Raw genomic sequence first — 25,333 nt, 5'->3', positions numbered from 1 at the left:
TGAGACCGAGTAGCGGCCTTCGCGAGCAAGCCCGCTCCCACAGGGTTTTGTGAAAGGCACAGTTCTCGATTCAACATCGAATCCCTGTGGGAGCGGGCTTGCTCGCGAAGGTGGTATTCCTGATGGTGCAGGAATTTAATGGTGAGTCCCCATTCAGGTGCAATATCAGGCCGAAAAGCGGTCTGTTTTATATCGTACGCACCATTTAATTTCATTAATGCGACATTTTGCTCTGTTCTTGTGCGCGAATCGTTTGTTAAAGTCCGGCTCAATCTCCTCCAACGACAATAAATTTGCCGAGACTTTTCCATGATCGAATCCGTCGAATCCTTCCTTGCGCGCCTGAAAAAACGCGACCCGGATCAACCCGAGTTTCACCAGGCTGTCGAAGAAGTCCTGCGTACCCTGTGGCCCTTTCTTGAAGCCAATCCGCATTACCTGACCTCCGGCATCCTGGAGCGCATCTGCGAGCCGGAGCGGGCGGTGGTGTTTCGCGTGTCATGGGTCGACGATCAGGGCAGGGTCCAGGTCAATCGCGGGTTCCGCATCCAGATGAACAGCGCGATTGGCCCGTACAAGGGGGGGCTGCGTTTTCACCCGTCGGTGAACATGGGCGTCCTGAAATTCCTCGCCTTCGAACAGACCTTCAAAAACTCCCTGACATCATTGCCCATGGGCGGCGGCAAGGGTGGTTCTGACTTCGACCCCAAAGGCAAAAGCGACGCGGAAGTCATGCGCTTCTGCCAGGCCTTCATGAGCGAGCTGTACCGCCACATTGGCTCGGACGTTGACGTGCCGGCCGGGGATATCGGTGTCGGCGCGCGGGAAATCGGTTTCCTGTTCGGTCAGTACAAGCGCCTGAGTAACCAGTTCACCAGCGTGCTGACCGGCAAAGGTCCAAGCTACGGCGGCAGCCTGATTCGTCCGGAAGCCACCGGTTTCGGTTGCGTGTACTTCGCCGAAGAAATGCTCAAGCGCCGCGGCCTGGCCGTGGAAAGTAAACGCGTAGCGATCTCTGGCTCCGGCAACGTCGCGCAATACGCGGCGCGCAAGGTCATGGACCTGGGCGGCAAAGTGATTTCGCTGTCCGACTCCGAAGGCACACTGTATTGCGAAAGCGGTTTGACCGAGGAGCAATGGCTGGCGGTGCTGGAACTGAAAAACGTACAGCGCGGGCGCATCCGTGAACTGGCTGGCCGTTTTGGCCTGGAGTTCCGTGCAGGTGAGCTTCCGTGGAGCCTGAGCTGCGATATCGCGCTGCCGTGCGCGACGCAAAACGAACTGGATGCCGAAGCCGCTCGCACCTTGCTGCGCAACGGCTGCATCTGTGTCGCTGAGGGCGCGAACATGCCGACCACCCTGGAGGCGGTGGACCTGTTCATCGAGGCCGACATTCTGTTCGCGCCGGGCAAGGCGTCCAATGCCGGTGGCGTGGCGGTGAGCGGGTTGGAGATGTCGCAGAACGCCATGCGCCTGGCATGGACCGGTGGCGAAGTGGACAGCAAGCTGCACGCGATCATGCAGTCGATTCACCACGCCTGCGTGCATTACGGCGAAGAGAATGGTCGGGTCAACTACGTCAAGGGCGCGAACATTGCCGGCTTCGTCAAAGTTGCCGATGCCATGCTGGCTCAGGGCGTGGTCTAAGTCGGCTCGATACGGATCACTTCAATCAGTTGATCCCCGGCAGGCCGCTGCCACAGCACTTCATCGTTGAGTCGTGCACCGAGCAGTGCCCGCCCCAGCGGTGAACCCCAATTGATCAGGCCGTGGGCGGCATCGGCCTGATCTTCGCCCACCAGTTGTACCCGGCGTTCGGTGGCGTGTTCATCGGCGTAAGTCACCCAACTGCCGATCTGCACTTTCTCGGTCGAGGTCGCGGCGGGTACCACCTGAGCGCTGCCCAGGCGCTGCTTGAAGTAACGCAGGTCACGTTCGAGATCGGCCAGGCGCTGCTTGTCGGCCTGCTCGCCTTTTGCCGATTGTTCGGCGTGCAGGCTTTGCAGTTCGGCGACTTTACCCTGCAACAGGCTCAGGCCTTGCGGCGTGACGTAATTGGGCTGCGCGCTGACCTGGCGTTCGACGGGCTGATCGGCTTGCGCGGCGGCGTTATCTTCATTGACGAAGGCACGGCTCATGAAATTCTCCCGATATAGAATTTGGGCCATGGTCGCAGGCATTTGGTTTCACTGGATGTCTGAAAGCGACTTACGGCGAGTGACAGGCCCGGGCGGCGAGCAGGTCGTCGAGCGTTTGTGAAAGCTGTGTATGGGTTTTGTCGAACGCCACATAACCCCTGTGGGAGCGGGCTTGCTCGCGAATGCGATCTGTCATTCAAAATTAATGCTGACTGACTCACCACATTCGCGAGCAAGCCCGCTCCCACAGGGATTTGCGGTGCGTTCGGGTCAGTAGTGATACCACTTCAGCTCAAGCATCACTTCGTTCTCGGCCGACGCCAAATGGCTGAACTCCCGCTGGGCGCTCAAGCGCAGTCCGAGATTGCGGGAGATCTCCCATTGCTGATTCAGGCTCAGGCTGCGGCGCACTTCACCATTGGTGAAAAAATCGCCCTTGGTTTCGAGGCTCAAATTGCCCAGCGGGTTTTTCCACAGCACCCCACTGTTGAAACCGGCGGCCGGCGCGATGAATTCGGCGAAGTCGTTGTTGTGCTCGATACGCACAGTGCCCAGGACAAATCCGAGCATGTCCTCGCTCAGTTGCCAGGTTCCACCACCACCGCCGTTGACATGGCTGACCAGGGTTTGGTCATCGTGCTTGCCCGGCACCCGTTCCAGGCCACCTGTGACTTGCCATGACAGCGGTTGCAGCAATTCGTTACGCGGGGTCAGGGAGCGAATGGTTGCCAGGTCCAGTTGCTGCACCTGCCAGTCGTTGCCTTCGTACTGGCGAAGCTTCAATTGCAGGATTTCGATCTGCGCGCCAAGGGGAAAGCTTTCGCTGTTGTCATTGAGGTCGTGATAAGCCATGCGCAAGCCGTATTCACCAAAGGCTTTGTCTCCACGGGTGCCGAGACCGAGCTGCCAGGTGCGCGACTCGTGACCGTCTTCAGGCAGGCCGGGTTGCGGGATATTCAGCTCCGGCGCCGGGTTCTGGTTGATCGCCCGCAGCAGTTCGAAGCTGCGCTGGGCGCGCGCCGGATCGCGTTCCTGGCCGTTGGCGCGATAGCGCTCCAGGCGATAGGCGGCATCGATGATCAGCGCCTGGCGGTCGCGGGGTTGTGCCTTGAACGCCGGGTCGTGCAGTTGTTTCTGGTCGGCGCTGACTTTCAGCACCCATTGTTGCTCTTGCGGGTTCAACGGCTCGGCGCGACTGAGCAACTCGCGCTCCCGGGACGGGCGATACTGGATCGATTCCACCAGCCCGGCCGCTTTCACGGCCTTGACGGTGTCGGTGGGGATGGCCGTGAGCGGGAATTGGTCGGTCAGGCGCAGGCCCGGACGGGCCACTTGCAGCAGTTCCAGCAAGCGGTATGAGCAGTTTTCGTCGAAGAAGAAATAGTCGAATTTGATCTGCTTCAGCTCCCAGACGTGCTCGACCATGCGCGCGGTTTCCTGTGGGGTCAGGTTAAGGCGGTACTCCCACAGGTCGCGGTTTTCCAGGCTGCGGTATTCCGAGAGCTTTTCCTGATAGGGCACCATCGCGAACAGGCCGGGATAACCGCCCATCAGGCCTTTCCAGGCATAGATGATGCTGTTGTCCGAGCCTTCGATGTAGGCGCCGAAGTTGATCGCGTAACTGAGCAGCGAAGTCTTGTCGCTCTTCACTTCGGCCTGGTCGATGCGCAGCAGGGTATGGCCGAACATCGAGGAGGGGCTGTTCAGGTAGGCCGCCGGGAAGATCATCACTGCGCTGTCGGGCGAGACGTCCTTGAACCATTGTTTGAACGCTGCGCAGTCCGGCGTTGGCAGACCGGTCAGGTCGAGTTGTTCCTTCAGCCAGCGGGTGCGCGCCGGGTAGACGCATTGCGCGTGTTGTTCACCGGCACTGGCCGGGGCGTACAAGGCTTGTAGAGTCGCCGCCAGTTCATGGTCCGGATGTTCATTGCCATCGGCGGCGAGGAAGAATTTCCGGTCGCTGACATAGCTGCGCCAGCCGCCGAGCTTGGCGGTTTCGTAATGGCCCAGGGATATCCAGAAAGGGTCGTTGGCCAGTTGCTGCAAGCGTTGTGGGTCGATGTGAGGCGCGGCGGACAGTGGGGCGCAGACACACAGCGCCAGCCAGGCAAGGCGTTTGAACATAGATGGCAACTTAATCGAAAGAAACTGAGCCCCGACCAGGGTAGTGCCAGTCAGTCAAACCCGCTCCCACAGGATTTGCGTGTTGACTTACCGACGCTCCCAAAGAGGGGCAGGTCCAAAAAACAAAACCCGCTTCCCGAAAGAAGCGGGGCGGGTCGAGCTTAAGCTTGAGTTGCGTACTTGGCCAGACGAGGGTCGGCTTTGAGCACGTTCAGGGTGTTGGTATGCACATCTTCGGCAGTCACGTCAGCCTTGCTGAAGATCTGCTGGAAGTGCTCGTGAGTGACAGCGGCGAAGTGCGCACGGTCTTCCGGCGCGACGCCCAGTACCACGGCATAGGTGGTCAGCGCTTCGCCCTGACCCTTGGCCATGTCTTCGGACAGTTCGTTCATCATGCCGTTCATGGCAAACCAGGATTTGCCGCCGTAGGTCAGCGACGCATTGGTTGCGCAACCGTTGGTGCCGGATGTCATGCCGAAGGTTGCGTTGCCGGAAGTGCCGTTGGTGGTGGATGCCAGGAAGTGAGCCGGAGTACCACGCTGGCCTTCGAACAGCATGTTGCCCCAACCGCAATCCGGGCCGCCTGGCGCCTGAGCCATGGCGTTGATGGATACAGCGGTGAAGAGAGTACCAAGAAGAATCCGTTTCATAGCTTTGTTCTCTTTATGTGCATACCAGTTTGACAAGGGGTTCTGGCCCGTCTGGTGCCAGTGGGCCGGTCATTAGTCCAGCCGCGCAGTTTGGAGTTTAGGCACGATCGCGGGGTTCCGTGATTTTTTGCAAAAACAATCGTCGCAAACAGTGATTTGGCGCGGCTCTACGTCGGGGTTTCGGCTTGTCTATGCTTTGGCCTGCGGCGCTCCTTGCCAGTCGGGTATGGGCAGCGCCAGAATGCTGCCATCTGCCCCGCCTGATTGTTAAGGAAGCCCGATGCCTGATCCTGTTGCTGCCAGCTTGCGTCTAGCGCCCGAAGCGCTGACCCGTCCGTTTTCCGCTGAACAGTTCAGCTTCTCTACCACCAATGATCTGGAGCCCTTTCGCGGTGTGCTTGGCCAGGAACGTGCGGTCGAAGCCTTGCAGTTCGGTGTGGCCATGCCACGCCCCGGTTACAACGTATTCGTCATGGGCGAACCCGGGACTGGCCGGTTCTCGTTCGTCAAACGCTACCTCAAGGCCGAAGGCAAGCGCCTGCAGACTCCGGCGGACTGGGTCTACGTCAACAATTTCGATGAGCCGCGCGAGCCGCGCGCACTGGAACTGCCGTCGGGCACCGCCGGTGCCTTCATCGGTGACATCAACGGCTTGATCGACAACCTGCTGGCGACGTTTCCGGCTGTCTTCGAGCATCCGTCCTACCAACAGAAGAAAAGTGGCATCGACCGCGCCTTCAACCAGCGCTACGACAAGGCCCTGGACGTCATCGAGCGTCTGGCGCTGGAGAAGGACGTCGCGCTCTACCGCGACGCCAGTAATATCGCCTTCACCCCGATGGGTGACGGCAAGGCGTTGGACGAAGCTGAATTCGCCCAGTTGCCGGAAGCCGAGCGCGACCGCTTTCACGAAGATATTTCGGCACTGGAAGAGCGCTTGAACGAAGAGCTCGCCAGCCTGCCGCAATGGAAGCGTGAGTCGAGCAACCAGTTGCGTCATCTGAACGAAGAGACCATCACCCTGGCCTTGCAGCCCTTGTTGTCGCCACTGTCGGAGAAGTATGCCGAGAACGCGGCGGTTTGCGGTTATCTGCAAGCGATGCAGGTGTATTTGCTCAAGACCGTGGTCGAGCAACTGGTGGACGACAGCAAGACCGACGCTGTCGCCCGCAAGTTGCTCGAAGAACAATACGCGCCGAGCCTGGTGGTCGGTCACTCGGCCAGCGGCGGTGCGCCGGTGGTGTTCGAGCCGCACCCGACCTACGAAAACCTCTTCGGTCGTATCGAATACAGCACCGACCAGGGCGCGCTGTACACCACCTACCGCCAACTGCGGCCGGGGGCCTTGCACCGGGCCAACGGTGGTTTCCTGATCCTTGAAGCGGACAAAATGCTCAGCGAGCCATTCGTGTGGGACGCGCTGAAACGCGCCCTGCAATCGCGCAAGCTGAAAATGGAATCACCGCTGGGCGAGCTGGGCCGTCTGGCCACCGTGACCCTGACACCGCAACACATTCCGCTGCAGGTCAAAGTCGTCATCATCGGTGCCCGTCAGCTGTATTACACGCTGCAAGACCTCGATCCGGATTTCCAGGAGATGTTCCGCGTCCTGGTGGATTTCGACGAAGACATCCCGATGGTCGACGAGAGCCTGGAGCAGTTCGCCCAGTTGCTGAAAACCCGTACTTCCGAAGAAGGCATGGCACCTCTGACCGCCGATGCGGTGGCGCGTCTGGCGACTTACAGCGCCCGCCTGGCCGAGCACCAGGGGCGCTTGTCGGCGCGTATCGGTGACTTGTTCCAGCTGGTCAGCGAGGCCGATTTCATCCGCCACCTGGCCGGTGATGAAATGACCGACGCCGGGCACATCGAGCGGGCACTCAAGGCCAAGGCGACGCGAACCGGGCGGGTTTCGGCGCGGATTCTCGACGACATGCTGGCCGGGATCATCCTGATCGACACTGATGGCGCAGCGGTCGGCAAGTGCAACGGCTTGACTGTGCTGGAGGTCGGCGACTCGGCTTTCGGTGTACCGGCGCGGATTTCCGCCACGGTGTACCCGGGGGGCAGCGGTATTGTCGACATCGAGCGCGAGGTCAACCTCGGCCAGCCGATCCACTCCAAGGGCGTGATGATCCTCACGGGGTATCTGGGCAGCCGCTACGCCCAGGAATTCCCGCTGGCGATTTCCGCGAGCATCGCCCTGGAGCAATCCTATGGTTATGTCGATGGCGACAGTGCGTCCCTGGGCGAGGCCTGCACCCTGATCTCGGCCTTGTCGAAAACCCCGCTCAAACAGTGCTTTGCCATCACCGGTTCGATCAACCAGTTCGGCGAAGTGCAGGCGGTCGGCGGGGTCAACGAGAAGATCGAGGGCTTCTTCCGTCTGTGCGAAGCCCGCGGGTTGACTGGCGAGCAGGGGGCAATCATTCCTCACGCCAACGTCGCCACGCTGATGCTCGACGAGAAGGTGCTGGCTGCGGTGCGTGCGGGGCAGTTCCATGTGTACGCGGTCCGTCAGGCCGACGAAGCCTTGAGTTTGCTGGTTGGCGAGCCGGCCGGCGAACCGGACGAAAATGGCGAGTTCCCTGAAGGCAGCGTGAACGCGCGGGTCGTGGAGCGCTTGCGGGTTATCGCTGAAATGATCAGCGAGGATGATCTGAAGGAAGCCGAGAAGGAGTTGGCGCAGGAGGCACTGGCGGAAACCAAGCCTGCGTGATGCGTACTTGAGCTAACTTACACCGCTCTACTGTGGGAGCGAGCCTGCTCGCGATGAGGGACTGACATTCAATCCATGTGTTGACTGACGGTCCGCCTTCGCGAGCAGGCTCGCTCCCACATTTTTATGTATGGACTGCCGCAAAGCGTCGTCGAAATGACGTCAATATTCACACTATGACCATTCGGCGCCTTTCGGTCTCGCCTCGGCCTGCAGGCCAGACTTTTCTTCTATTCTCTGCTCAGGGATATCGACAGTAATCACAGGATCGAAACAGCCTTCACATGGGGGCTGAATACCGGATCTACCGAGGGTCGCCGCCATGTCGCGCAACCTCTGCCTCACTCGTCAATGCCTGGGCCTTGTGACCCGTATCGAGTGTGCCATCCGTCCGCTGGCGGGAGACACGGGCATGTGGACTCTGTTGTTCGCCGCCGGAATGGCCGGTGAACAACCTTCGGCCATCAAGGCCCAAGGCCCGTTTCACGGTCCAATCGCCGCTGAATCAATCCTCGACACCATCGTTGAAAGCCTGACCTTGCACGGCTACGAATTGGCCGACGATCCGCAAATCTGGTGCCTGCACCTGCAAGCCCAGTTGCGGGAAATCAACGGTGGTCGCTGCCGTAACCTGGGCGGCTTCGAGTTTCACCCCGAGCACTGAGTCGCACTATTGATCAAGGCGTGTCATGTCGGCCTTGTCGAGTTTGACCTCGAAACCATATTGCACGGTGGCGAGGTCAGTGCGCTGATAGGTTTCCAGGCGCGTAGGCTGCCCGTAGAAGTAATGCACGGCAAATTGCGCCCGGCCTTGTGCGTTCGCGCCATGGCTGACCGATAGAATTTCCTTCAAGTAATTGCCACTGTCGTCCTTGGCGAAAAAGCGCCAGTCCTGGGCGGGAAATGCCTTCAGATTCACTATCAGAGCATTGTCCTTGAGCTCAAGGCCTTTGGGCAGTTGACGGGTATCGAGGGTTTTTTGCTCGATCGTGGCCAGGAACAGTGGCATCGAGCCCACTGCGTAGGCCGGCGTTTCCGGAAACAGATTCAGATCGTAGGTGATGGTGCCGCGCAGTGGATCGATCTGGTAGGCCTCCGGTGACAGCTCGATCGGTTCGTCGCGTTTGCCAAGAGTGTCTTCGGTAAAGAAGCTCACCGGGCTTTCACCGGGGTTGAGTGATGTGCCCAGCAGTTCATCGTTGAAGCTGCGCAGATGGGTGAATTCGATTCGAGCAGCGCTGGGGTCGTCGACCGACTGGCTGATGCTGACGTTCTTTTTCAGTTGATCCTCGCTCAGCGTTGCCCCTTTTAGCCAGGTTGCGGCCTGGTCGTCATAGACCACCACAGGCAGGTTCAAGGGCTGAATGCCCTTGTCCGGGGTCTCGGCATCGAAGCGCCGGACCGGCAGGTCAAGGTCCTTGCGGGTGACCGTGACGGCGGAAAAATCCAGCATGCTGACTTCGAGTGTTTCGATCGTCCCGTTGAAATATACCTTTGAATAGCGTCGGGTCTGGCGTTTCTCAAAGGAACGTTGTTCTTCGTCGAGTTGCTTTTCCAGCGTCTCGCTCCAGCTCTTTTGTTGCTGCATCTTGGCCAGTTGCTGCCGATAGAAGGCAATTTGTGTCGCGGTTTCGTTGATCGAGCCTGCGCGCGTGATGTATTGCCCGGTACTGTCCCTGGCCTGGACGATCAACGGGTTCAGTGGTGTTTCACTGACTTCAGGCGCCAGCGGCGCGCTGTCGTTGTATTCGATTTCCGCGTAGTTGTTCGTCAGTGTGAGCAAGGTGACGCTCAGGTTGTCATTGGTGCGGGTCTGGCCGATGTCCTTTTTCGTCAGGTCGAAACTGTAGAGCCTGCGGGGCGCGATGACTTCGACCTTACCCTGCAGGCTCACGGGCTGCGGCTGATTTTTTTTGTCGATGTCGAGGCCTTCGATGAAGGGGTAAGACACTGTCAGGTCATCGGGGTTGGTCAGGTTGGAACTCGATGGGCTGAGTTGAATGCCGGGGTCGGTTTCCGACCATTCCGGCTGGAAGGCAATGACCCGTTTATTGCTCAGGGTGACGGACTGCCACTCCAGGCCGTGGGGAAACAAAAACGCGGCAGGAACGCTGAACGTGAAGGGAAACACCGGTTGCAGATCGGTCAGGTAGTCGGAACTGGAATCCTTTTGCAGCACGAACAACCCGTTGATGTAGGTGTCGACCAGGGCTTGCGGGGTCGGGTAGTGCTTGAGCATGGCAAGGGCGTCTTCGCCGTATTCGGTTTCCGCCGGCTTGCTGTCGAGCTTGAGTTGCGCGCGCTCGAGCAGCAGCAGTGAGCCACCCAACTCCGCCACGGCATCCTTGAGCTTCTGATCCTGGATGGCGTCCAGCGACTTTTCGAACTGCGCGGTTTTTTCTTCGAGGCTGACCTGGCGCTTTTCATCGCTGGGTGAGCAGCCACTTAGCAGCAGTGCCAGGCAAATTCCGGCACTCGTCAAAGGCAATCGCACATCCATTTCCAGTCTTCCTGTCCAATATCACTGAGCGTTCAATGATTTGGACACTAGCAGAAAAACCTTGATACACAGGTGCAGGTGGCGGATTTTTCGACGTTTTCTGGCAGCTTCTGGATAGGGGCGGGCGACTGATATACTCGCCGCCATTTCCAGTCCACATGTGAGATTCAATGGAACGCTTTATCGAAAATGCAATGTACGCCTCGCGCTGGCTGCTGGCGCCGATCTATTTCGGTCTGTCCCTCGGGCTGTTGGCGCTGGCACTGAAATTCTTCCAGGAAGTCTTCCACGTCATCCCGAACGTGTTCTCGATGGCCGAATCGGACTTGATCCTGGTGCTGTTGTCGTTGATCGACATGGCGCTGGTGGGCGGTTTGCTGGTGATGGTGATGATTTCCGGCTACGAGAACTTCGTCTCGCAACTGGACATCGACGACAGCAAGGAAAAGCTCAACTGGCTCGGCACCATGGACTCTTCGTCGCTGAAGATGAAGGTGGCCGCGTCGATCGTGGCGATTTCGTCCATTCACCTGCTGCGCATCTTCATGGACGCCAAGAACGTCGACCCCGAACATCTGCAGTGGTACGTGATCATCCACATGACCTTCGTGGTTTCGGCATTCGCCATGGGTTACCTGGATAAAGTCACCAAGCACTGATTTCAACTTCCATTGTGGGAGCGTGGCTTGCCCGCGATGGCATCACCTCGGTCTGTCGATGAACCGCGGTGATGCCATCGCGGGCAAGCCACGCTCCCACAGGGTTGCAAAACAGACGGGCGGCGACGTCTGTGGCTTGTGCTTTGATGCGCCGGAGCCTATCCCTGTAAGTATGTTGGCTCGCCATTGCGTGAGGTGCGTTCATGAACCTGCAAGAATTGAATGCCTATGCCGTCGCCGGGAAGGTCGATGAGCTGAACCTGATCTCCATGGAGGGCGGCATCTACCTGCTTGAGGCTCGGATGCACGGCGCGGCGTATCCATTGAGCGATGCGCACGGGCACATGATGAGCCTGCGTTCGGTGGAGCATGCCCGTGATGTGCTGCGCTCCTTTCCCAAGCTGCACTTCAACCTTGTGCACACCGTCGTGCATGACGAGATGTGCGGGCTGGTTGCCGATGTGGAGGAAAACCTGAAGGTGCCGATCGCCTGACGCCCCTCATCAATGGTATGACATCTGTGCTAGTCTGCTGGCCCTTTTGGTTCCGGGCGCTCCGGGACGCGCTGTGCACGCACGGCAAGTTCCAGGCCGTCCGCACAGCGGAGCAGTGTCATGTCCGAAGTAAATCTGTCCACCGACGAAACCCGCGTCAGCTACGGTATCGGCCGTCAGCTGGGCGACCAGTTGCGTGACAACCCGCCACCGGGTGTCAGCCTGGACGCGATCCTGGCGGGTCTGACCGACGCATTCGCCGGCAAGCCAAGCCGTGTGGGTCAGGAAGAGATGTCCGCCAGCTTCAAGGTCATCCGTGAAATCATGCAGGCCGAAGCTGCAGCCAAGGCTGAAGCGGCCGCTGGCGAAGGCCTGGCGTTCCTGGTTGAAAACGCCAAGCGTGAAGGCATCACCACTCTGGCTTCCGGCCTGCAGTTCGAAGTTCTGACTGCTGGCGAAGGCGCCAAGCCATCCCGTGAAGACACCGTGCGTACTCATTACCACGGCACCCTGATCGACGGCACTGTGTTCGACAGCTCCTACGAGCGCGGCCAGCCTGCAGAATTCCCGGTTGGCGGCGTGATCGCCGGCTGGACCGAAGCCCTGCAACTGATGAACGCCGGCAGCAAATGGCGCCTGTACGTGCCGAGCGAACTGGCTTACGGCGCTCAAGGCGTTGGCGGCATCCCGCCGCACAGCGTACTGGTGTTCGACGTCGAGCTGCTTGACGTTCTGTAAGACCGATTACCTGTAGGAGCGAGCTTGCTCGCGATGGGCGTCAACGATTACGCGGGCATTCTGAATGAACGCGTGTCTTTGAGTTTTTCGCGAGCAGGCTCGCTCCTACAAGGTTTTGCAGCGATTTTCATATCTCGATCTTGTGGTGCAGTTCACTGTGCGGGCGCAACGCCCGGGCATAGCAGAACAGAAACAGATTGCGCACCAGTTCCTTGAGCACCACCGGCTCGCTTGAACTCAGGCCGCTGACGTCCAGGTCACCCTGGTCCTGCAGCTCGTTCAAGGCTTCCTCTTCCAGCACGGCACAGACTTCCCCGGTTTCCCGATGCAGGATCCTGAGGTAAGGGTGTGGGCGGTCCAGCCAGGCATCGATCAAATAAGTCATGGTTCTCATCTCCACTGAAGGTTTGATGAGAATAATTCTTATTCATCAAATAGCAAGGGCCTATTGGCGGTTTGCGCTTTTTTCCGGGTAAGGATTGCGTCAGGTCAAAAGGACTGGCGTCTGGCTATTACATGGATTGACCGGGCGAAGCGGGGGAGGGTGAGGCTCCATCCCGCGCGGGGCGTGGGATGGAAGACAGCAGGTTCAGACTTTTCTGACGAACTCGGACTTGAGTTTCATCGGGCCGATGCCGTCGATCTTGCAATCGATGTCGTGATCGCCATCGCACAGGCGGATGTTCTTGACCTTGGTGCCGACCTTGACCACCAGGGACGTGCCCTTGACCTTGAGGTCCTTGATCACGGTGATGGTATCGCCGTCCTGCAGGACATTGCCGACCGAATCCTTTTTCACTGTGTCATCGGACGCCGCTTCGGCTTCACCGCTGGCGGACCATTCGTGGGCGCACTCGGGGCAGATCAGCTGGGTGCCGTCTTCGTAGGTGTATTCGGAATTGCATTTTGGGCAGGGTGGCAGCGTGCTCACTAAGGCTCCTTGGATTCAGGATCGTTAAAAAGCGCACATTATATAGGGTTTTAGGTGGGAGAGGGCACGGCGCAGGAAAACCTGTGGGGAACATACCTGTGGGAGCGAGCTTGCTCGCGATGGCGTCCTTTCAGTCAACAACAATGTTGAATGTAAGTGCCTAATCGCGAGCAAGCTCGCTCCCACAGGGTTTTGCAGTATTGTCAGTGCGTGCGGGCTACCGCGAACTCACTCAGTTCAACCAGCGCATCGCGGTATTCGCTGGCGGGCAGCGCTTCGAGGCACTTGATCGCGCGGGCCACATAATCGCGGGCCAGTTGCGCGGTGTACTCCAGCGAACCCGAGGCTTCCACGGCTTCGCGGATGCTTTCCAGATCTTCGATTCCGCCTTTCTGGATCGCCTTGCGCACCAGGGCGGCCTGTTCCGGCGTGCCTTCGCGCATGGTGTAGATCAGCGGCAGGGTCGGCTTGCCTTCGGCCAGATCGTCACCGACGTTCTTGCCCAGGGTCTCGGCGTCGCCTTTGTAGTCAAGGAGGTCGTCGACCAGCTGGAAGGCCACTCCCAGGTGATCACCGAATGTACGCAGGGCTTCGGCCTGTTCCGGCGTGGCTTCGCACAGAGCGGCGGCACTGTGGGTCGAGGCTTCGAAGAGCATCGCGGTCTTGCCGCGGATGACTTCCATGTAGGTTTCTTCGGTGGTGCTGGCGTCACGCACCTTCGACAGCTGCAACACTTCGCCTTCGGCGATGATGCGCGTGGCTTGCGAAAGGATCTTCATCACTGGCATGGAACCCAGTTCGACCATCATTTCGAAGGAGCGCGAATACAGGAAGTCACCGACCAGCACGCTTGGCGCGTTGCCCCACATGGCGTTGGCGGTCGAGCGGCCACGGCGCATGCCGGACATGTCGACCACGTCGTCATGCAGCAGGGTGGCGGTGTGCAGGAACTCGATGGTGGCGGCCAACAGGCGCAGTTCGTCGCCTTCACGGCCCAGGGCCTTGCCACACAGCAGCACTAATAAGGGGCGCAGGCGTTTACCGCCGGCCGAGGTGATGTAATCGCCGATTTTCGATACAAGCGGCACCCGCGAAGTCAGCTGCTTCTTGATGATGCCGTCAACGGCGCTAAAATCGTCCGCCACCGCGCGGTAGAAAGCTTGGGGTTGCATCAGCGACAGTCGCTCCAGAAGGGTTGCGCGGCATGCTAGGACCCACGCCAGCAGGTGTCAAGGCGCGATGGACGGCCCCTTGCAAGGCGCTCGTGCCTTGCGTACAATCGCGCACCCTGAACTTCCTGGGCAGCACCTGCCTTACGCAATTGCAAGCGGGCCTTCCAGCCCCATGCAGCCATGCCAGCCAATACCTCTTCTTATAAAGAGCTGGGTGAGCAGGATTATCGGAGAAATACCATGTCTTATGCAGTAATCGTTACTGGCGGCAAGCAGTACAAAGTCGCCCCAGGTGAATACCTGAAGATCGAAAAACTGGAAATCGCTACCGGCGAATCCGTTACCTTTGATCGCGTTCTGTTGGTTGCCAACGGTGACGACGTGAATATCGGCGCTCCAGTTGTTGCTGGCGCTACCGTTGTGGCTGAAGTGATCTCCCAAGGTCGTCACGATAAAGTCCGCATCATCAAGTTCCGTCGCCGTAAGCACCACATGAAGCGTATGGGCCACCGCCAGTGGTACACCGAGATCAAAATCACCGGTATTCAGGCTTAATTTCAGCCTAATTCCTCACTAGGAGAATTGAACTCATGGCACACAAAAAAGCTGGTGGTAGTACCCGTAACGGTCGCGACTCAGAAGCCAAACGCCTTGGCGTGAAGATGTATGGCGGCCAGGCTATCAAAGCAGGCAACATCATCGTGCGTCAGCGCGGTACCCAATTCCACGCTGGCTACGGCGTTGGCATGGGTAAGGATCACACCCTCTTCGCTAAAGTCGAAGGCGTGATCAAGTTCGAAGTAAAAGGCGCCTTCGGTCGTCGTTACGTGAGCGTAGTCGCAGCTTAATTGCGCGATCGCTGGAAAAGCCCTGTCTCGCGACGGGGCTTTTTCGTTTGTGGGGTGAGTCTCTTGCAAAGCTGTTTGTATGGGCTGTCGGCGTACGATGTAGGTGTCGTGGTTTGGGGTCGCTGCGCTCATTTTTGCAAGAGTCTTATGTCTTGATTGTTTTTCGGCTCGTCCGTATGGCGAGAGGCGTTTGTTATGAAGTTTGTTGATGAAGTATCGATTCGAGTAAAGGCCGGTGACGGCGGCAATGGCTGCATGAGTTTCCGTCGCGAAAAGTTCATCGAAAACGGTGGTCCGAACGGTGGTGACGGTGGTGATGGCGGTTCCATCTACATGATGGCCGACGAAAACCTCAATACCCTGGTGGACTACCGCTACACCCGGCACTTCGATGCCGAGCGTGGCTCCAACGGCGGCAGCACCGACTGCACTGGCAAGAAGGGTGAGGATCTGATCCTGCGTGTGCCGGTTGGTACCACGGTGATCGACTCTGCCACTCAGGAGGTGATTGGCGACCTGACCAAGGCTGGCCAGAAGCTGCTGGTTGCACACGGCGGCTGGCACGGCCTGGGCAACACCCGTTTCAAATCCAGCACCAACCGTGCTCCACGCCAGACTACGCCAGGCAAGCCAGGTGAGCAGCGTGACCTGAAGCTGGAGATGAAAGTGCTCGCGGACGTCGGCCTGCTGGGCTTGCCGAACGCTGGTAAAAGCACCTTTATCCGTTCGGTATCGGCCGCCAAGCCGAAAGTGGCCGACTACCCGTTCACCACGCTGGTGCCGAACCTGGGTGTGGTCAGCGTCGATCGCTGGAAAAGCTTCGTGGTCGCGGACATTCCGGGTCTGATCGAAGGTGCTTCCGATGGCGCGGGCCTGGGGATTCGCTTCCTCAAGCACTTGTCGCGTACTCGCTTGCTGTTGCACCTCGTCGACATGGCGCCGCTGGATGAAACCAGTGCTCCGGACGCCGCTGAAGTCATCGTCAGCGAGCTGACCAAGTTCAGCCCGTCCCTGGCGGAGCGTGATCGCTGGTTGATCCTGAACAAGTGCGACCAGATTCTTGATGAGGAGCACGATGCTCGCGTCAAGGAGATCGTCGATCGCCTGGAGTGGACCGGTCCGGTCTACGTGATCTCGGCAATTGCCAAGCAGAACACCGAGCGCCTGTGCCATGACATCATGCGTTACCTGGAAGATCGTGCCGATCGTCTCGCTAACGATCCTGCCTACAAGGAAGAGCTGGCCGAGCTCGATCAGCGCATTGAAGATGAAGCCCGTGCCCAGTTGCAGGCGCTGGACGATCAGCGTGCGCTGCGTCGCAGCGGCGTGAAGTCGGTCCACGACATCGGTGACGATGATTGGGACGAAGAAGATGTGGATGACGAAGACGGTCCGGAAATCATTTACGTGCGTGACTGATTCGTTGCGATAAACTTAAGCGCCGCTCAATCGAGCGGCGTTTTAGTATCTGTAAATCGTTGGTCGCGAATAGCCACGAATAACGTCACGGGCAGTGCCAGGTCGCGCTGTCCTCAAGCTAAGGTTGAAGATGATGCGGAGCAAGGTGACAGGTGCGCAGCGTTGGGTCGTGAAGATCGGCAGCGCTTTGCTGACGGCGGACGGCAAGGGCCTGGATCGCGCGGCAATGGGTGTCTGGGTTGAGCAGATGGTGGCCTTGCATGAGGCGGGTGTCGAGCTGGTGCTGGTGTCCTCCGGGGCGGTGGCGGCCGGTATGAGCCGTTTGGGCTGGACTTCGCGACCCAGTGCGATGCACGAGCTTCAGGCCGCTGCTGCAATCGGCCAAATGGGGCTGGTGCAGGCCTGGGAGTCGAGCTTTGCCGAGCATGGTCGGCATACTGCGCAGATTCTCCTGACCCACGACGACCTGTCCGACCGCAAGCGCTACCTGAACGCCCGCAGTACCTTGCGCGCATTGGTCGAGCTCAAGGTCATTCCGGTCATCAACGAGAATGACACCGTGGTCACCGACGAAATCCGTTTCGGCGATAACGACACCCTGGCGGCGCTGGTGGCGAACCTGGTCGAGGCGGACTTGCTGGTGATTCTGACGGATCGCGATGGCATGTTCGACGCTGATCCGCGCAACAATCCGGATGCCCAACTGATTTACGAAGCGCGTGCCGATGATCCGACGCTCGATGCGGTGGCGGGTGGTACGGGTGGGGCGCTGGGGCGTGGCGGTATGCAGACCAAGCTGCGTGCGGCGCGTCTGGCGGCCCGTTCCGGCGCTCACACCATTATCGTCGGTGGGCGGCTTGAGCGTGTGCTGGATCGCCTCAAGGCGGGCGAGCGCATCGGCACCTTGCTCTCGCCGGAGCGTGGCATGCTGGCGGCACGCAAGCAGTGGTTGGCCGGTCATCTGCAAACCCGTGGCACCCTGGTGCTGGATGCCGGTGCAGTGACCGCGTTGTCCCAGGGCAACAAGAGCTTGCTGCCGGTTGGGGTCAAATTGGTGCAGGGCAGCTTCCGTCGCGGCGAGATGGTCGTCTGCGTGGCGCCGGACGGTCGTGAGATTGCCCGCGGCCTGGCCAACTACAGTGCGCTGGAAGCGCAAAAAATCATCGGTCAGTCGTCCGAGGCGATTGTCGGTCTGCTGGGTTACATGGCGGAACCGGAACTGGTTCACCGCGATAACCTGATCCTGGTCTGAAGGAATACCTGAATGCGCGTGGCAAAAGGATTGTTGGGATTGCTGTTGGCGATGCCGCTGCTGGCTTCGGCCGAGGAAATCGGTCAGGTGTCGACGGTGTTCAAGTTCGTCGGGCCAAATGACCGAATCGTGGTCGAGGCTTTTGATGATCCCAAGGTCGATGGTGTGACCTGCTACCTGTCGCGCGCCAAGACGGGCGGGGTCAAGGGTGGTCTTGGGCTGGCCGAAGATCGTGCCGAGGCGTCCATCGCCTGCCGGCAGGTCGGGCCGATCAGCTTCAAGGGTGAGCTCAAGGATGGTGACGAGGTATTCAAGGAGCGCACGTCCCTGGTGTTCAAGACCATGCAGGTGGTGCGCTTCCTCGACAAGAAGCGCAATACGCTGGTGTACCTGGTGTACAGCGATCGCTTGATCGAGGGCAGTCCGCAGAATGCGGTGACGGCGATTCCGATTCTGCCGTGGGCGCACGCCCAATAAGCTAGTGCAGATCCAGATGTGGGAGCGGGCTTGCTCGCGAAAGCGTTGAATCAGTCAATATTGATGTCGACTGACACGCCGCCTTCGCGAGCAGGCCCGCTCCCACAGTTTTTTGTGTGTTCATTAAATCGCAGGCAATAAAAAACCGACCCTGAGGTCGGTTTTTTAATGAGCGTGTCGCTTAGGCAGCAGCGGCAACGTTCAGGGCCTTGACGTGGCCATTCAGGCGGCTCTTATGACGAGCGGCCTTGTTCTTGTGGATGATGCCTTTATCGGCCATACGGTCGATAACTGGCACAGCCAGAACGTAAGCGGCTTGAGCTTTGGCAGCGTCTTTTGCGTCGATGGCCTTAACTACATTCTTGATGTAGGTACGAACCATGGAACGCAGGCTGGCGTTGTGGCTGCGACGCTTCTCAGCCTGTTTTGCACGTTTTTTGGCGGAAGGTGAGTTGGCCACCGTCGAGCTCCTCGAAAGACTTTTTAGGAAATAGCAAACAAAATAGGCCGCGAATCATGCCGATGAGTTGAAGTCTTGTCAAGGGCGCTTGAAACGTTCCGCTAAGTGGTAGGCGTGGTGCGACGGGATATTTCTTTCCGGCGTGTGACCTGTAAACTCGCGAGCTTTGGCTCTGTGCTGTTGCGGCGCGGAGTATCGCACAAGTAGGCGCTTAGTTCGCCTGCTGTTTATCGACAGGCACAAACTCTTTCCATGAATCTGCTCAAATCGTTGGCCGCCGTCAGCTCTATCACGATGCTTTCCCGGATTCTGGGATTTGTCCGAGACACCCTCATCGCGCGCACATTTGGCGCAGGAATGGCGACCGACGCCTTCTTTATCGCCTTCAAATTGCCCAATCTGCTGCGGCGGATCTTTGCCGAAGGGGCGTTTTCCCAGGCGTTCGTGCCGATTCTTGCCGAATATAAAAGCCAGCAGGGCGAAGAGGCGACGCGTACCTTCATTGCCTACGTCTCAGGCCTGCTGACGCTGGTACTGGCGCTGGTCACGGCGTTGGGCATGATCGCCGCGCCGTGGGTCATCTGGGTCACCGCGCCGGGTTTCACCGACACGCCGGAAAAATTCGAACTGACCTCCAGCCTGTTGCGGGTGACCTTTCCCTACATCCTGCTGATTTCCCTGTCGTCGTTGGCCGGCGCGATCCTCAATACCTGGAACCGCTTTTCGGTGCCCGCCTTCGTGCCGACCCTGCTGAACGTCAGCATGATCATCTTTTCGGTGTTTTTGACGCCGTACTTCGATCCGCCCGTCATGGCGCTTGGCTGGGCGGTACTGGTCGGCGGCCTGGCGCAGCTGCTCTATCAGCTGCCGCACCTGAAAAAGATCGGCATGCTCGTACTGCCGCGTCTGAACCTGCGTGACAGCGGTGTGTGGCGCGTCATGAAGCAAATGTTGCCGGCCATTCTCGGTGTCTCGGTGAGCCAGATTTCGCTGATCATCAACACTATCTTCGCGTCTTTCCTGGTTGCCGGTTCCGTGTCGTGGATGTATTACGCCGACCGTTTGATGGAGTTGCCGTCCGGCGTGTTGGGCGTGGCGCTGGGGACAATCCTGCTGCCGACCCTGGCCAAGACTTATGCCAGCAAGGATCGCCACGAATACTCGCGCATCCTCGATTGGGGCCTGCGTCTATGCTTTGTGCTGGTATTGCCTTGCGCCCTGGCGCTGGGGATTCTGGCCGAGCCGCTGACGGTTTCTCTGTTCCAGTATGGTCAGTTCGATGCTCATGATGCGGCCATGACTCAGCGTGCGTTGATCGCCTATTCCGTGGGGTTGCTCGGGATTATCGTGATTAAAGTGCTGGCGCCGGGCTTTTATGCGCAACAAAACATCCGCACGCCGGTTAAAATCGCAATTTTCACTCTGGTCGTCACTCAGCTGTTTAACCTGTTGCTGATCGGTCCTTTGGCTCACGCGGGCCTGGCGCTCGCCATCAGTGCTGGCGCCTGCCTCAATGCGGGGTTGCTCTTCTATCAGCTGCGTAAACAGCAGATGTACCAGCCGCAACCAGGCTGGACAAAGTTCGGCTTCAAGCTGGTGATTGCGGTGGCGGTGATGTCTGGCGTGTTGCTGGCAGGGATGCATTTCATGCCGGCCTGGGGTGAAGGGCAGATGCTCGAGCGTTTCCTGCGTCTGGGTGCCTTGGTTGTTGCCGGTGTGGTGGCTTATTTCGGCATGTTAGTGTTGATGGGTTTCCGTTTGCGCGACTTCAATCGCAAGACGCTTGGCTGAGGTTTTGGCCTCGATAAACACGGGCGGGCCGGCGGTTTTGTCGGCTTGATCACTTTGGGTTACGGTGTTGCCTGTCGTCGGCCGCCGGGTGTGGTTATAATCGACCACTTTATGAGCAAGAAGCGCGTTATGCAGCTGGTTCGAGGCCTCCACAATCTGCGCCCCCAGCATCGGGGCTGTGTCGCCACTATTGGCAACTTTGACGGTGTACACCGTGGCCACCAGGCTATCCTGGCGCGGCTGCGTGAGCGTGCGCTCGAGTTGGGCGTGCCCAGTTGCGTGGTGATTTTCGAGCCGCAACCGCGCGAGTTCTTCGCTCCGGAGACCGCACCGGCCCGTCTGGCCCGTCTGCGGGACAAGCTGCAATTGTTGGCCGCCGAAGGCGTCGACCGCGTTCTGTGCCTGGCTTTCAACCAGCGCCTGAGCAAACTCAGCGCCAGCGAGTTCGTCGATACCATTCTGGTCGATGGCCTTGGTGTCCAGCACCTGGAGGTCGGTGATGACTTCCGTTTCGGTTGTGACCGCGCGGGAGATTTCGATTTCCTGCTACAGGCCGGCATCCTTCAGGGATTTACCGTCGAAGCGGCGCAAACCGTCGAACTGGATGGCATCCGGGTCAGCAGCACGCAGGTTCGCAATGCCCTGGCCGCCGCGGATTTCGCCCTGGCTGAACGCCTGCTCGGGCGGCCGTACCGGATCGCCGGTCGCGTATTGCATGGCCAGAAGCTCGCTCGGCAGTTGGGTACGCCCACGGCCAACATACAACTCAAGCGCCGTCGCGTACCGTTCACCGGGGTTTACCTGGTGGACGTCGAGATCGACGGCAAGACCTGGCCCGGCGTCGCCAATATCGGCGTGCGGCCCACGGTTCAAGGTGATGGCAAAGCCCACCTGGAAGTGCATCTTTTAGATTTTGCCGGCGATCTGTATGACCGGCGTTTAACGGTGGTTTTCCACCACAAGCTGCGTGAAGAGCAGCGTTTCGCCTCTCTGGAGGCACTGAAAACGGCGATCAGCGCGGATGTCGCCGCCGCCCGTGCACTAGCCGCACCTAGCGCCCATCGCTAATGAAGAGCCTTAAATGACCGACTATAAAGCCACGCTAAACCTTCCGGACACCGCCTTCCCAATGAAGGCCGGCCTGCCACAGCGCGAACCGCAGATCCTGCAGCGCTGGGACAGTATTGGCCTGTACGGAAAGTTGCGCGAGATTGGCAAGGATCGTCCGAAGTTCGTATTGCACGACGGCCCTCCGTACGCCAACGGCACGATTCACATCGGTCATGCGCTGAACAAGATCCTCAAGGACATGATCATCCGCTCGAAGACCCTGTCGGGCTTCGACGCGCCTTATGTCCCGGGCTGGGACTGCCACGGCCTGCCGATCGAGCACAAGGTCGAGGTGACCCACGGCAAGAACCTGGGCGCGGACAAGACCCGCGAACTGTGCCGCGCCTATGCCACCGAGCAGATCGAAGGGCAGAAATCCGAGTTCATCCGTCTGGGCGTGCTGGGCGACTTCGCCAACCCGTACAAGACCATGGACTTCAAGAACGAGGCCGGGGAAATCCGTGCCCTGGCTGAAATCGTCAAGGGCGGTTTCGTGTTCAAGGGCTTGAAACCCGTGAACTGGTGCTTCGACTGCGGTTCGGCCCTGGCTGAAGCGGAAGTCGAGTACGAGAACAAAAAGTCCTCGACCATCGACGTGGCCTTCCCGATTGTCGACGAAGCCAAGCTGGCCGCCGCCTTCGGTCTGCCTGCCCTGGGCAAGCCGGCCTCGATCGTGATCTGGACCACCACCCCGTGGACCATCCCGGCCAACCAGGCGTTGAACGTCCACCCGGAATTCAACTACGCCCTGGTCGATGTCGGCGACAAGCTGCTGGTGCTGGCTGAAGAGCTGGTCGAGTCGTGCCTGGCGCGCTACTCGCTGGAAGGTTCGGTGATCGCTACCGCCGCTGGTTCGGCGCTGGAACTGATCAACTTCCGTCACCCGTTCTACGACCGCCTGTCGCCGGTATACCTGGCTGACTACGTCGAGCTGGGCGCAGGCACTGGCGTGGTCCACTCCGCACCGGCCTATGGCGTGGACGACTTCGTGACCTGCAAGAAGTACGGCATGGTCAACGACGATATTCTCAACCCGGTACAAAGCAACGGCGTGTACGTGCCTTCGCTGGAGTTCTTCGGCGGCCAGTTCATCTGGAAGGCCAACCCGGCCATCGTCGACAAATTGACCGAAGTCGGTGCGCTGCTGCACACCACCGTCATCGAACACAGCTACATGCACTGCTGGCGCCACAAGACTCCGCTGATCTACCGCGCTACCGCGCAGTGGTTCATCGGCATGGACAAGCAGCCGACCACCGGCGACACCCTGCGCCAGCGCTCGCTCAAGGCCATTGAAGACACCCAGTTCGTCCCGGCCTGGGGCCAGGCGCGCCTGCACTCGATGATCGCCAACCGTCCGGACTGGTGCATCTCCCGTCAGCGTAACTGGGGCGTGCCAATCCCGTTCTTCCTGAACAAGGAAAGCGGCGAACTGCACCCACGCACCGTCGAGCTGATGGAAGAAGTTGCCAAGCGCGTCGAAGTCGAAGGCATCGAAGCCTGGTTCAAGCTGGACGCCGCCGACCTGCTGGGCGCCGAAGCGCCGCAGTACGACAAGATCAGCGACACCCTGGACGTCTGGTTCGATTCGGGCACCACGCACTGGCACGTCCTGCGCGGTTCGCACCCGATGGGCCACGAAACCGGCCCGCGTGCCGACCTGTACCTGGAAGGCTCGGACCAACACCGCGGCTGGTTCCACTCGTCGCTGCTGACCGGTTGCGCCATCGACAACCACGCGCCGTACCGCGAGCTGCTGACCCACGGCTTCACCGTCGACGAGTCCGGCCGCAAGATGTCCAAGTCCCTGGGCAACGTGATCGCGCCGCAGAAAGTCAACGACACCCTGGGCGCCGACATCATGCGCCTGTGGGTTGCCTCGACCGATTACTCGGGTGAAATGGCCGTTTCCGAGCAGATCCTGCAACGCAGTGCGGACGCCTACCGGCGTATCCGTAACACCGCGCGCTTCCTGCTGTCGAACCTGACCGGTTTCAACCCGGCCACCGACCTGCTGCCGGCCGAAGAAATGCTGGCGCTGGACCGTTGGGCCGTGGATCGCACCCTGCTGCTGCAGCGTGAGCTGCAAGAGCACTACAGCGAATACCGCTTCTGGAACGTGTACTCGAAGATCCACAACTTCTGCGTGCAGGAGTTGGGTGGCTTCTATCTCGACATCATCAAGGATCGCCAGTACACCACCGGCGCCGACAGCAAGGCTCGTCGTTCGTGCCAGACCGCGCTGTTCCACATCTCCGAAGCGCTGGTGCGCTGGATCGCGCCGATCCTGGCGTTCACCGCCGACGAACTGTGGCAGTACCTGCCGGGCGAGCGTAACGAGTCCGTCATGCTCAACACCTGGTACGAAGGCCTGAGCGAACTGCCGGAAGGCTTCGAGCTGGGTCGTGCCTACTGGGACCGCATCATGGAAGTGAAGGTCGCGGTCAACAAAGAGATGGAAATCCAGCGTGCAGCCAAGGCTGTCGGTGGCAACCTGCAAGCCGAGGTGACGCTGTTCGCCGAAGACGCGCTGACTGTCGACCTGGCCAAGCTGAGCAACGAACTGCGTTTCGTGCTGATCACCTCGACTGCCAGCGTTGCACCGTTTGTGAAGGCCCCAGAAGACGCGGTCGTTACCGAAGTCAGCGGCCTGAAGCTGAAAATCGTCAAGTCGGCCCACGCCAAATGTGCCCGTTGCTGGCACTGCCGCGAAGACGTCGGCGTGAATCCGGAGCATCCGGAAATCTGCGGTCGTTGCGTGGATAACATCAGCGGCGCTGGCGAGGTCCGTCACTATGCCTAATGCCGTTGGCCGTTTCGGACGGCTGAGCTGGCTCTGGTTGAGTTTGCTGGTACTGGTCATCGACCAGGCCAGCAAGTTCTACTTCGAAGGCAAGCTCCAGATGTACCAGCAGATCGTGATCATCCCCGATTACTTCAGCTGGACCCTGGCCTACAACACTGGCGCGGCGTTCAGCTTCCTGGCTGACAGCTCCGGCTGGCAGCGCTGGCTGTTCGCCTTGATCGCGGTGGTGGTCAGTGCGGTGCTGGTGGTGTGGCTCAAGCGTCTGGGGCGCAACGAGACCTGGCTGGCGGTCGCGCTGGCGCTGGTGCTCGGCGGCGCGCTGGGCAATCTGTATGACCGCGTTGCCCTGGGCCATGTGATCGATTTCATTCTGGTGCACTGGCAGAACCGCTGGTATTTCCCGGCGTTCAACTTTGCCGACAGTGCAATCACGGTGGGTGCTGTCATGCTGGCACTGGATATGTTCAAAAGTAAAAAGACCGGAGAAACCGTTCATGACTGAACAGGTATTGGCTGAGCAACGCATCGGCCAGAACACGGAAGTCACCTTGCATTTCGCATTGCGCCTGGAGAATGGCGACACGGTGGACAGCACCTTCGACAAAGCCCCTGCGACCTTCAAGGTCGGTGACGGCAACCTGTTGCCAGGTTTCGAAGCAGCCCTGTTCGGTTTCAAGGCCGGTGACAAGCGTACACTGAGCATCGAACCGGAAAACGCCTTCGGTCAGCCGAACCCGCAAAACGTGCAGATCATTCCGCGCTCGCAGTTTGCAGACATGGAGCTGTCTCCGGGTTTGCTGGTGATCTTCAACGATGCGGCCAATACTGAACTGCCGGGCGTGGTGAAAGAGTTCGACGACGCGCAAGTGACCATCGACTTCAACCACCCGCTGGCGGGCAAGACGCTGACCTTTGACGTGGAAATCATTTCCGTCAAAGCGTTGTAAGAAACAAAGCAGACCACTGTGGGAGCGGGCTTGCCCGCGATAGCGGTACATCAGCCGACATCAAAGTTGGCTGTAAGGCCCTCATCGCGGGCAAGCCC

The 25,333-nt window shown here is 59.4% G+C and carries 24 protein-coding genes; 16 read left to right on the top strand and 8 right to left on the bottom strand.

Annotation, left to right across the window (positions count from 1 at the left end; all coding sequences use genetic code 11):
* Positions 1 to 309 precede the first annotated feature (309 nt).
* A complete protein-coding gene (gdhA, locus tag ACXX83_RS20880; RefSeq protein WP_458549476.1) occupies positions 310 to 1,647 on the top strand; it encodes an NADP-specific glutamate dehydrogenase in 1,338 nt (445 codons plus the stop codon).
* Here the strand turns inward: gdhA and ACXX83_RS20875 are convergent.
* The 3 genes from ACXX83_RS20875 to ACXX83_RS20865 form a co-directional block, all read right to left on the bottom strand.
* Positions 1,644 to 2,138: a GreA/GreB family elongation factor gene (locus ACXX83_RS20875; RefSeq protein WP_007970897.1), complete on the bottom strand. Its 495-nt coding sequence runs from the start codon at positions 2,136 to 2,138 to the stop codon at positions 1,644 to 1,646. The genes gdhA and ACXX83_RS20875 overlap by 4 nt on opposite strands.
* Positions 2,139 to 2,408: 270 nt before the next feature.
* The gene (locus tag ACXX83_RS20870; RefSeq protein ID WP_458549475.1) at positions 2,409 to 4,262 is read right to left on the bottom strand and encodes an Lnb N-terminal periplasmic domain-containing protein; all 1,854 of its coding nucleotides are present in this window, start codon (positions 4,260 to 4,262) and stop codon (positions 2,409 to 2,411) included.
* A gap of 161 nt (positions 4,263 to 4,423) precedes the next feature.
* Complete coding sequence (locus ACXX83_RS20865; RefSeq protein ID WP_217836410.1) at positions 4,424 to 4,912, bottom strand: DUF3015 domain-containing protein; 489 nt, start codon at positions 4,910 to 4,912, stop codon at positions 4,424 to 4,426.
* A gap of 280 nt (positions 4,913 to 5,192) precedes the next feature.
* Here ACXX83_RS20865 and ACXX83_RS20860 point away from each other — a divergent pair, with 280 nt between their 5' ends.
* Both ACXX83_RS20860 and ACXX83_RS20855 read left to right on the top strand, forming a co-directional pair.
* Positions 5,193 to 7,631: a Lon protease family protein gene (locus tag ACXX83_RS20860; RefSeq protein WP_008052054.1), complete on the top strand. Its 2,439-nt coding sequence runs from the start codon at positions 5,193 to 5,195 to the stop codon at positions 7,629 to 7,631.
* A gap of 322 nt (positions 7,632 to 7,953) precedes the next feature.
* The gene (locus ACXX83_RS20855) at positions 7,954 to 8,295 is read left to right on the top strand and encodes a PA4575 family protein (protein ID WP_007970902.1); all 342 of its coding nucleotides are present in this window, start codon (positions 7,954 to 7,956) and stop codon (positions 8,293 to 8,295) included.
* A gap of 6 nt (positions 8,296 to 8,301) precedes the next feature.
* Here ACXX83_RS20855 and ACXX83_RS20850 read toward each other — a convergent pair whose 3' ends face one another.
* Positions 8,302 to 10,131 (bottom strand): hypothetical protein, encoded by a 1,830-nt coding sequence (locus ACXX83_RS20850; protein ID WP_458549474.1) that lies wholly within the window; start codon positions 10,129 to 10,131, stop codon positions 8,302 to 8,304.
* Between the two features lie 170 nt (positions 10,132 to 10,301).
* Here ACXX83_RS20850 and ACXX83_RS20845 point away from each other — a divergent pair, with 170 nt between their 5' ends.
* The 3 genes from ACXX83_RS20845 to bamJ all read left to right on the top strand — a co-directional run bounded on the left by ACXX83_RS20845 (position 10,302) and on the right by bamJ (position 12,022).
* Positions 10,302 to 10,790, top strand: a complete 489-nt coding sequence (locus ACXX83_RS20845; RefSeq protein ID WP_007970904.1) for a TIGR00645 family protein — start codon at positions 10,302 to 10,304, stop codon at positions 10,788 to 10,790.
* 203 nt (positions 10,791 to 10,993) lie between these two features.
* Positions 10,994 to 11,284, top strand: a complete 291-nt coding sequence (locus tag ACXX83_RS20840) for a DUF6482 family protein (RefSeq protein WP_217836407.1) — start codon at positions 10,994 to 10,996, stop codon at positions 11,282 to 11,284.
* Positions 11,285 to 11,404: 120 nt separating this feature from the next.
* Positions 11,405 to 12,022: a BamJ family beta-barrel-assembly machinery protein gene (bamJ, locus tag ACXX83_RS20835; protein WP_458549473.1), complete on the top strand. Its 618-nt coding sequence runs from the start codon at positions 11,405 to 11,407 to the stop codon at positions 12,020 to 12,022.
* 127 nt (positions 12,023 to 12,149) lie between these two features.
* On the opposite strand, the gene ACXX83_RS20830 is transcribed toward bamJ, so the two are convergent.
* The 3 genes from ACXX83_RS20830 to ACXX83_RS20820 all read right to left on the bottom strand — a co-directional run bounded on the left by ACXX83_RS20830 (position 12,150) and on the right by ACXX83_RS20820 (position 14,125).
* On the bottom strand, positions 12,150 to 12,407 hold the full coding sequence (locus ACXX83_RS20830) for a PA4570 family protein (protein WP_217836406.1): 258 nt from the start codon (positions 12,405 to 12,407) through the stop codon (positions 12,150 to 12,152).
* Positions 12,408 to 12,611: 204 nt separating this feature from the next.
* A complete protein-coding gene (locus ACXX83_RS20825; RefSeq protein WP_007970912.1) occupies positions 12,612 to 12,953 on the bottom strand; it encodes a zinc ribbon domain-containing protein YjdM in 342 nt (113 codons plus the stop codon).
* A gap of 203 nt (positions 12,954 to 13,156) precedes the next feature.
* On the bottom strand, positions 13,157 to 14,125 hold the full coding sequence (locus ACXX83_RS20820; RefSeq protein ID WP_007970914.1) for a polyprenyl synthetase family protein: 969 nt from the start codon (positions 14,123 to 14,125) through the stop codon (positions 13,157 to 13,159).
* Positions 14,126 to 14,365: 240 nt separating this feature from the next.
* Between ACXX83_RS20820 and rplU the strand changes: the two genes are divergently transcribed.
* The 5 genes from rplU (at position 14,366) to ACXX83_RS20795 (ending at position 18,121) form a co-directional block, all read left to right on the top strand.
* Positions 14,366 to 14,680 carry a 50S ribosomal protein L21 gene (gene rplU, locus ACXX83_RS20815; RefSeq protein WP_003176051.1) on the top strand — a complete coding sequence of 105 codons (315 nt, stop codon included), beginning with the start codon at positions 14,366 to 14,368 and terminating at the stop codon, positions 14,678 to 14,680.
* A gap of 35 nt (positions 14,681 to 14,715) precedes the next feature.
* Entirely contained in the window at positions 14,716 to 14,973 is a 258-nt protein-coding gene (rpmA, locus tag ACXX83_RS20810) for a 50S ribosomal protein L27 (RefSeq protein ID WP_003281574.1), read from the top strand.
* 195 nt (positions 14,974 to 15,168) lie between these two features.
* Positions 15,169 to 16,392 carry an Obg family GTPase CgtA gene (cgtA, locus tag ACXX83_RS20805; protein ID WP_007970919.1) on the top strand — a complete coding sequence of 408 codons (1,224 nt, stop codon included), beginning with the start codon at positions 15,169 to 15,171 and terminating at the stop codon, positions 16,390 to 16,392.
* A gap of 133 nt (positions 16,393 to 16,525) precedes the next feature.
* Complete coding sequence (proB, locus tag ACXX83_RS20800; protein ID WP_458550219.1) at positions 16,526 to 17,644, top strand: glutamate 5-kinase; 1,119 nt, start codon at positions 16,526 to 16,528, stop codon at positions 17,642 to 17,644.
* A 12-nt stretch (positions 17,645 to 17,656) separates the two neighbouring features.
* A complete protein-coding gene (locus tag ACXX83_RS20795; RefSeq protein WP_008022496.1) occupies positions 17,657 to 18,121 on the top strand; it encodes a CreA family protein in 465 nt (154 codons plus the stop codon).
* A 181-nt stretch (positions 18,122 to 18,302) separates the two neighbouring features.
* Here the strand turns inward: ACXX83_RS20795 and rpsT are convergent, their stop codons facing one another.
* The gene (gene rpsT, locus ACXX83_RS20790; protein WP_007970922.1) at positions 18,303 to 18,581 is read right to left on the bottom strand and encodes a 30S ribosomal protein S20; all 279 of its coding nucleotides are present in this window, start codon (positions 18,579 to 18,581) and stop codon (positions 18,303 to 18,305) included.
* Between the two features lie 252 nt (positions 18,582 to 18,833).
* Here rpsT and murJ point away from each other — a divergent pair, with 252 nt between their 5' ends.
* The 5 genes from murJ (at position 18,834) to fkpB (ending at position 25,235) form a co-directional block, all read left to right on the top strand.
* Entirely contained in the window at positions 18,834 to 20,372 is a 1,539-nt protein-coding gene (gene murJ / locus ACXX83_RS20785; protein WP_217836405.1) for a murein biosynthesis integral membrane protein MurJ, read from the top strand.
* A gap of 129 nt (positions 20,373 to 20,501) precedes the next feature.
* Positions 20,502 to 21,440, top strand: coding sequence for a bifunctional riboflavin kinase/FAD synthetase (gene ribF / locus ACXX83_RS20780; protein ID WP_007970925.1), 939 nt, complete (start codon positions 20,502 to 20,504; stop codon positions 21,438 to 21,440).
* Positions 21,441 to 21,453: 13 nt separating this feature from the next.
* On the top strand, positions 21,454 to 24,285 hold the full coding sequence (ileS, locus tag ACXX83_RS20775) for an isoleucine--tRNA ligase (protein ID WP_458549472.1): 2,832 nt from the start codon (positions 21,454 to 21,456) through the stop codon (positions 24,283 to 24,285).
* A complete protein-coding gene (lspA, locus tag ACXX83_RS20770; RefSeq protein ID WP_015096890.1) occupies positions 24,278 to 24,790 on the top strand; it encodes a signal peptidase II in 513 nt (170 codons plus the stop codon). The genes ileS and lspA overlap by 8 nt, the downstream gene beginning before the upstream one ends.
* 7 nt (positions 24,791 to 24,797) lie before the next feature.
* A complete protein-coding gene (gene fkpB, locus ACXX83_RS20765) occupies positions 24,798 to 25,235 on the top strand; it encodes an FKBP-type peptidyl-prolyl cis-trans isomerase (protein ID WP_172435717.1) in 438 nt (145 codons plus the stop codon).
* Positions 25,236 to 25,333 lie beyond the last annotated feature (98 nt).

The sequence above is a fragment of the Pseudomonas sp. GNP012 genome (genome assembly GCF_054343835.1).
The sequence above is the reverse complement of the archived record's forward strand: the minus strand, read 5'-3'. Positions and strand labels throughout refer to the sequence as shown.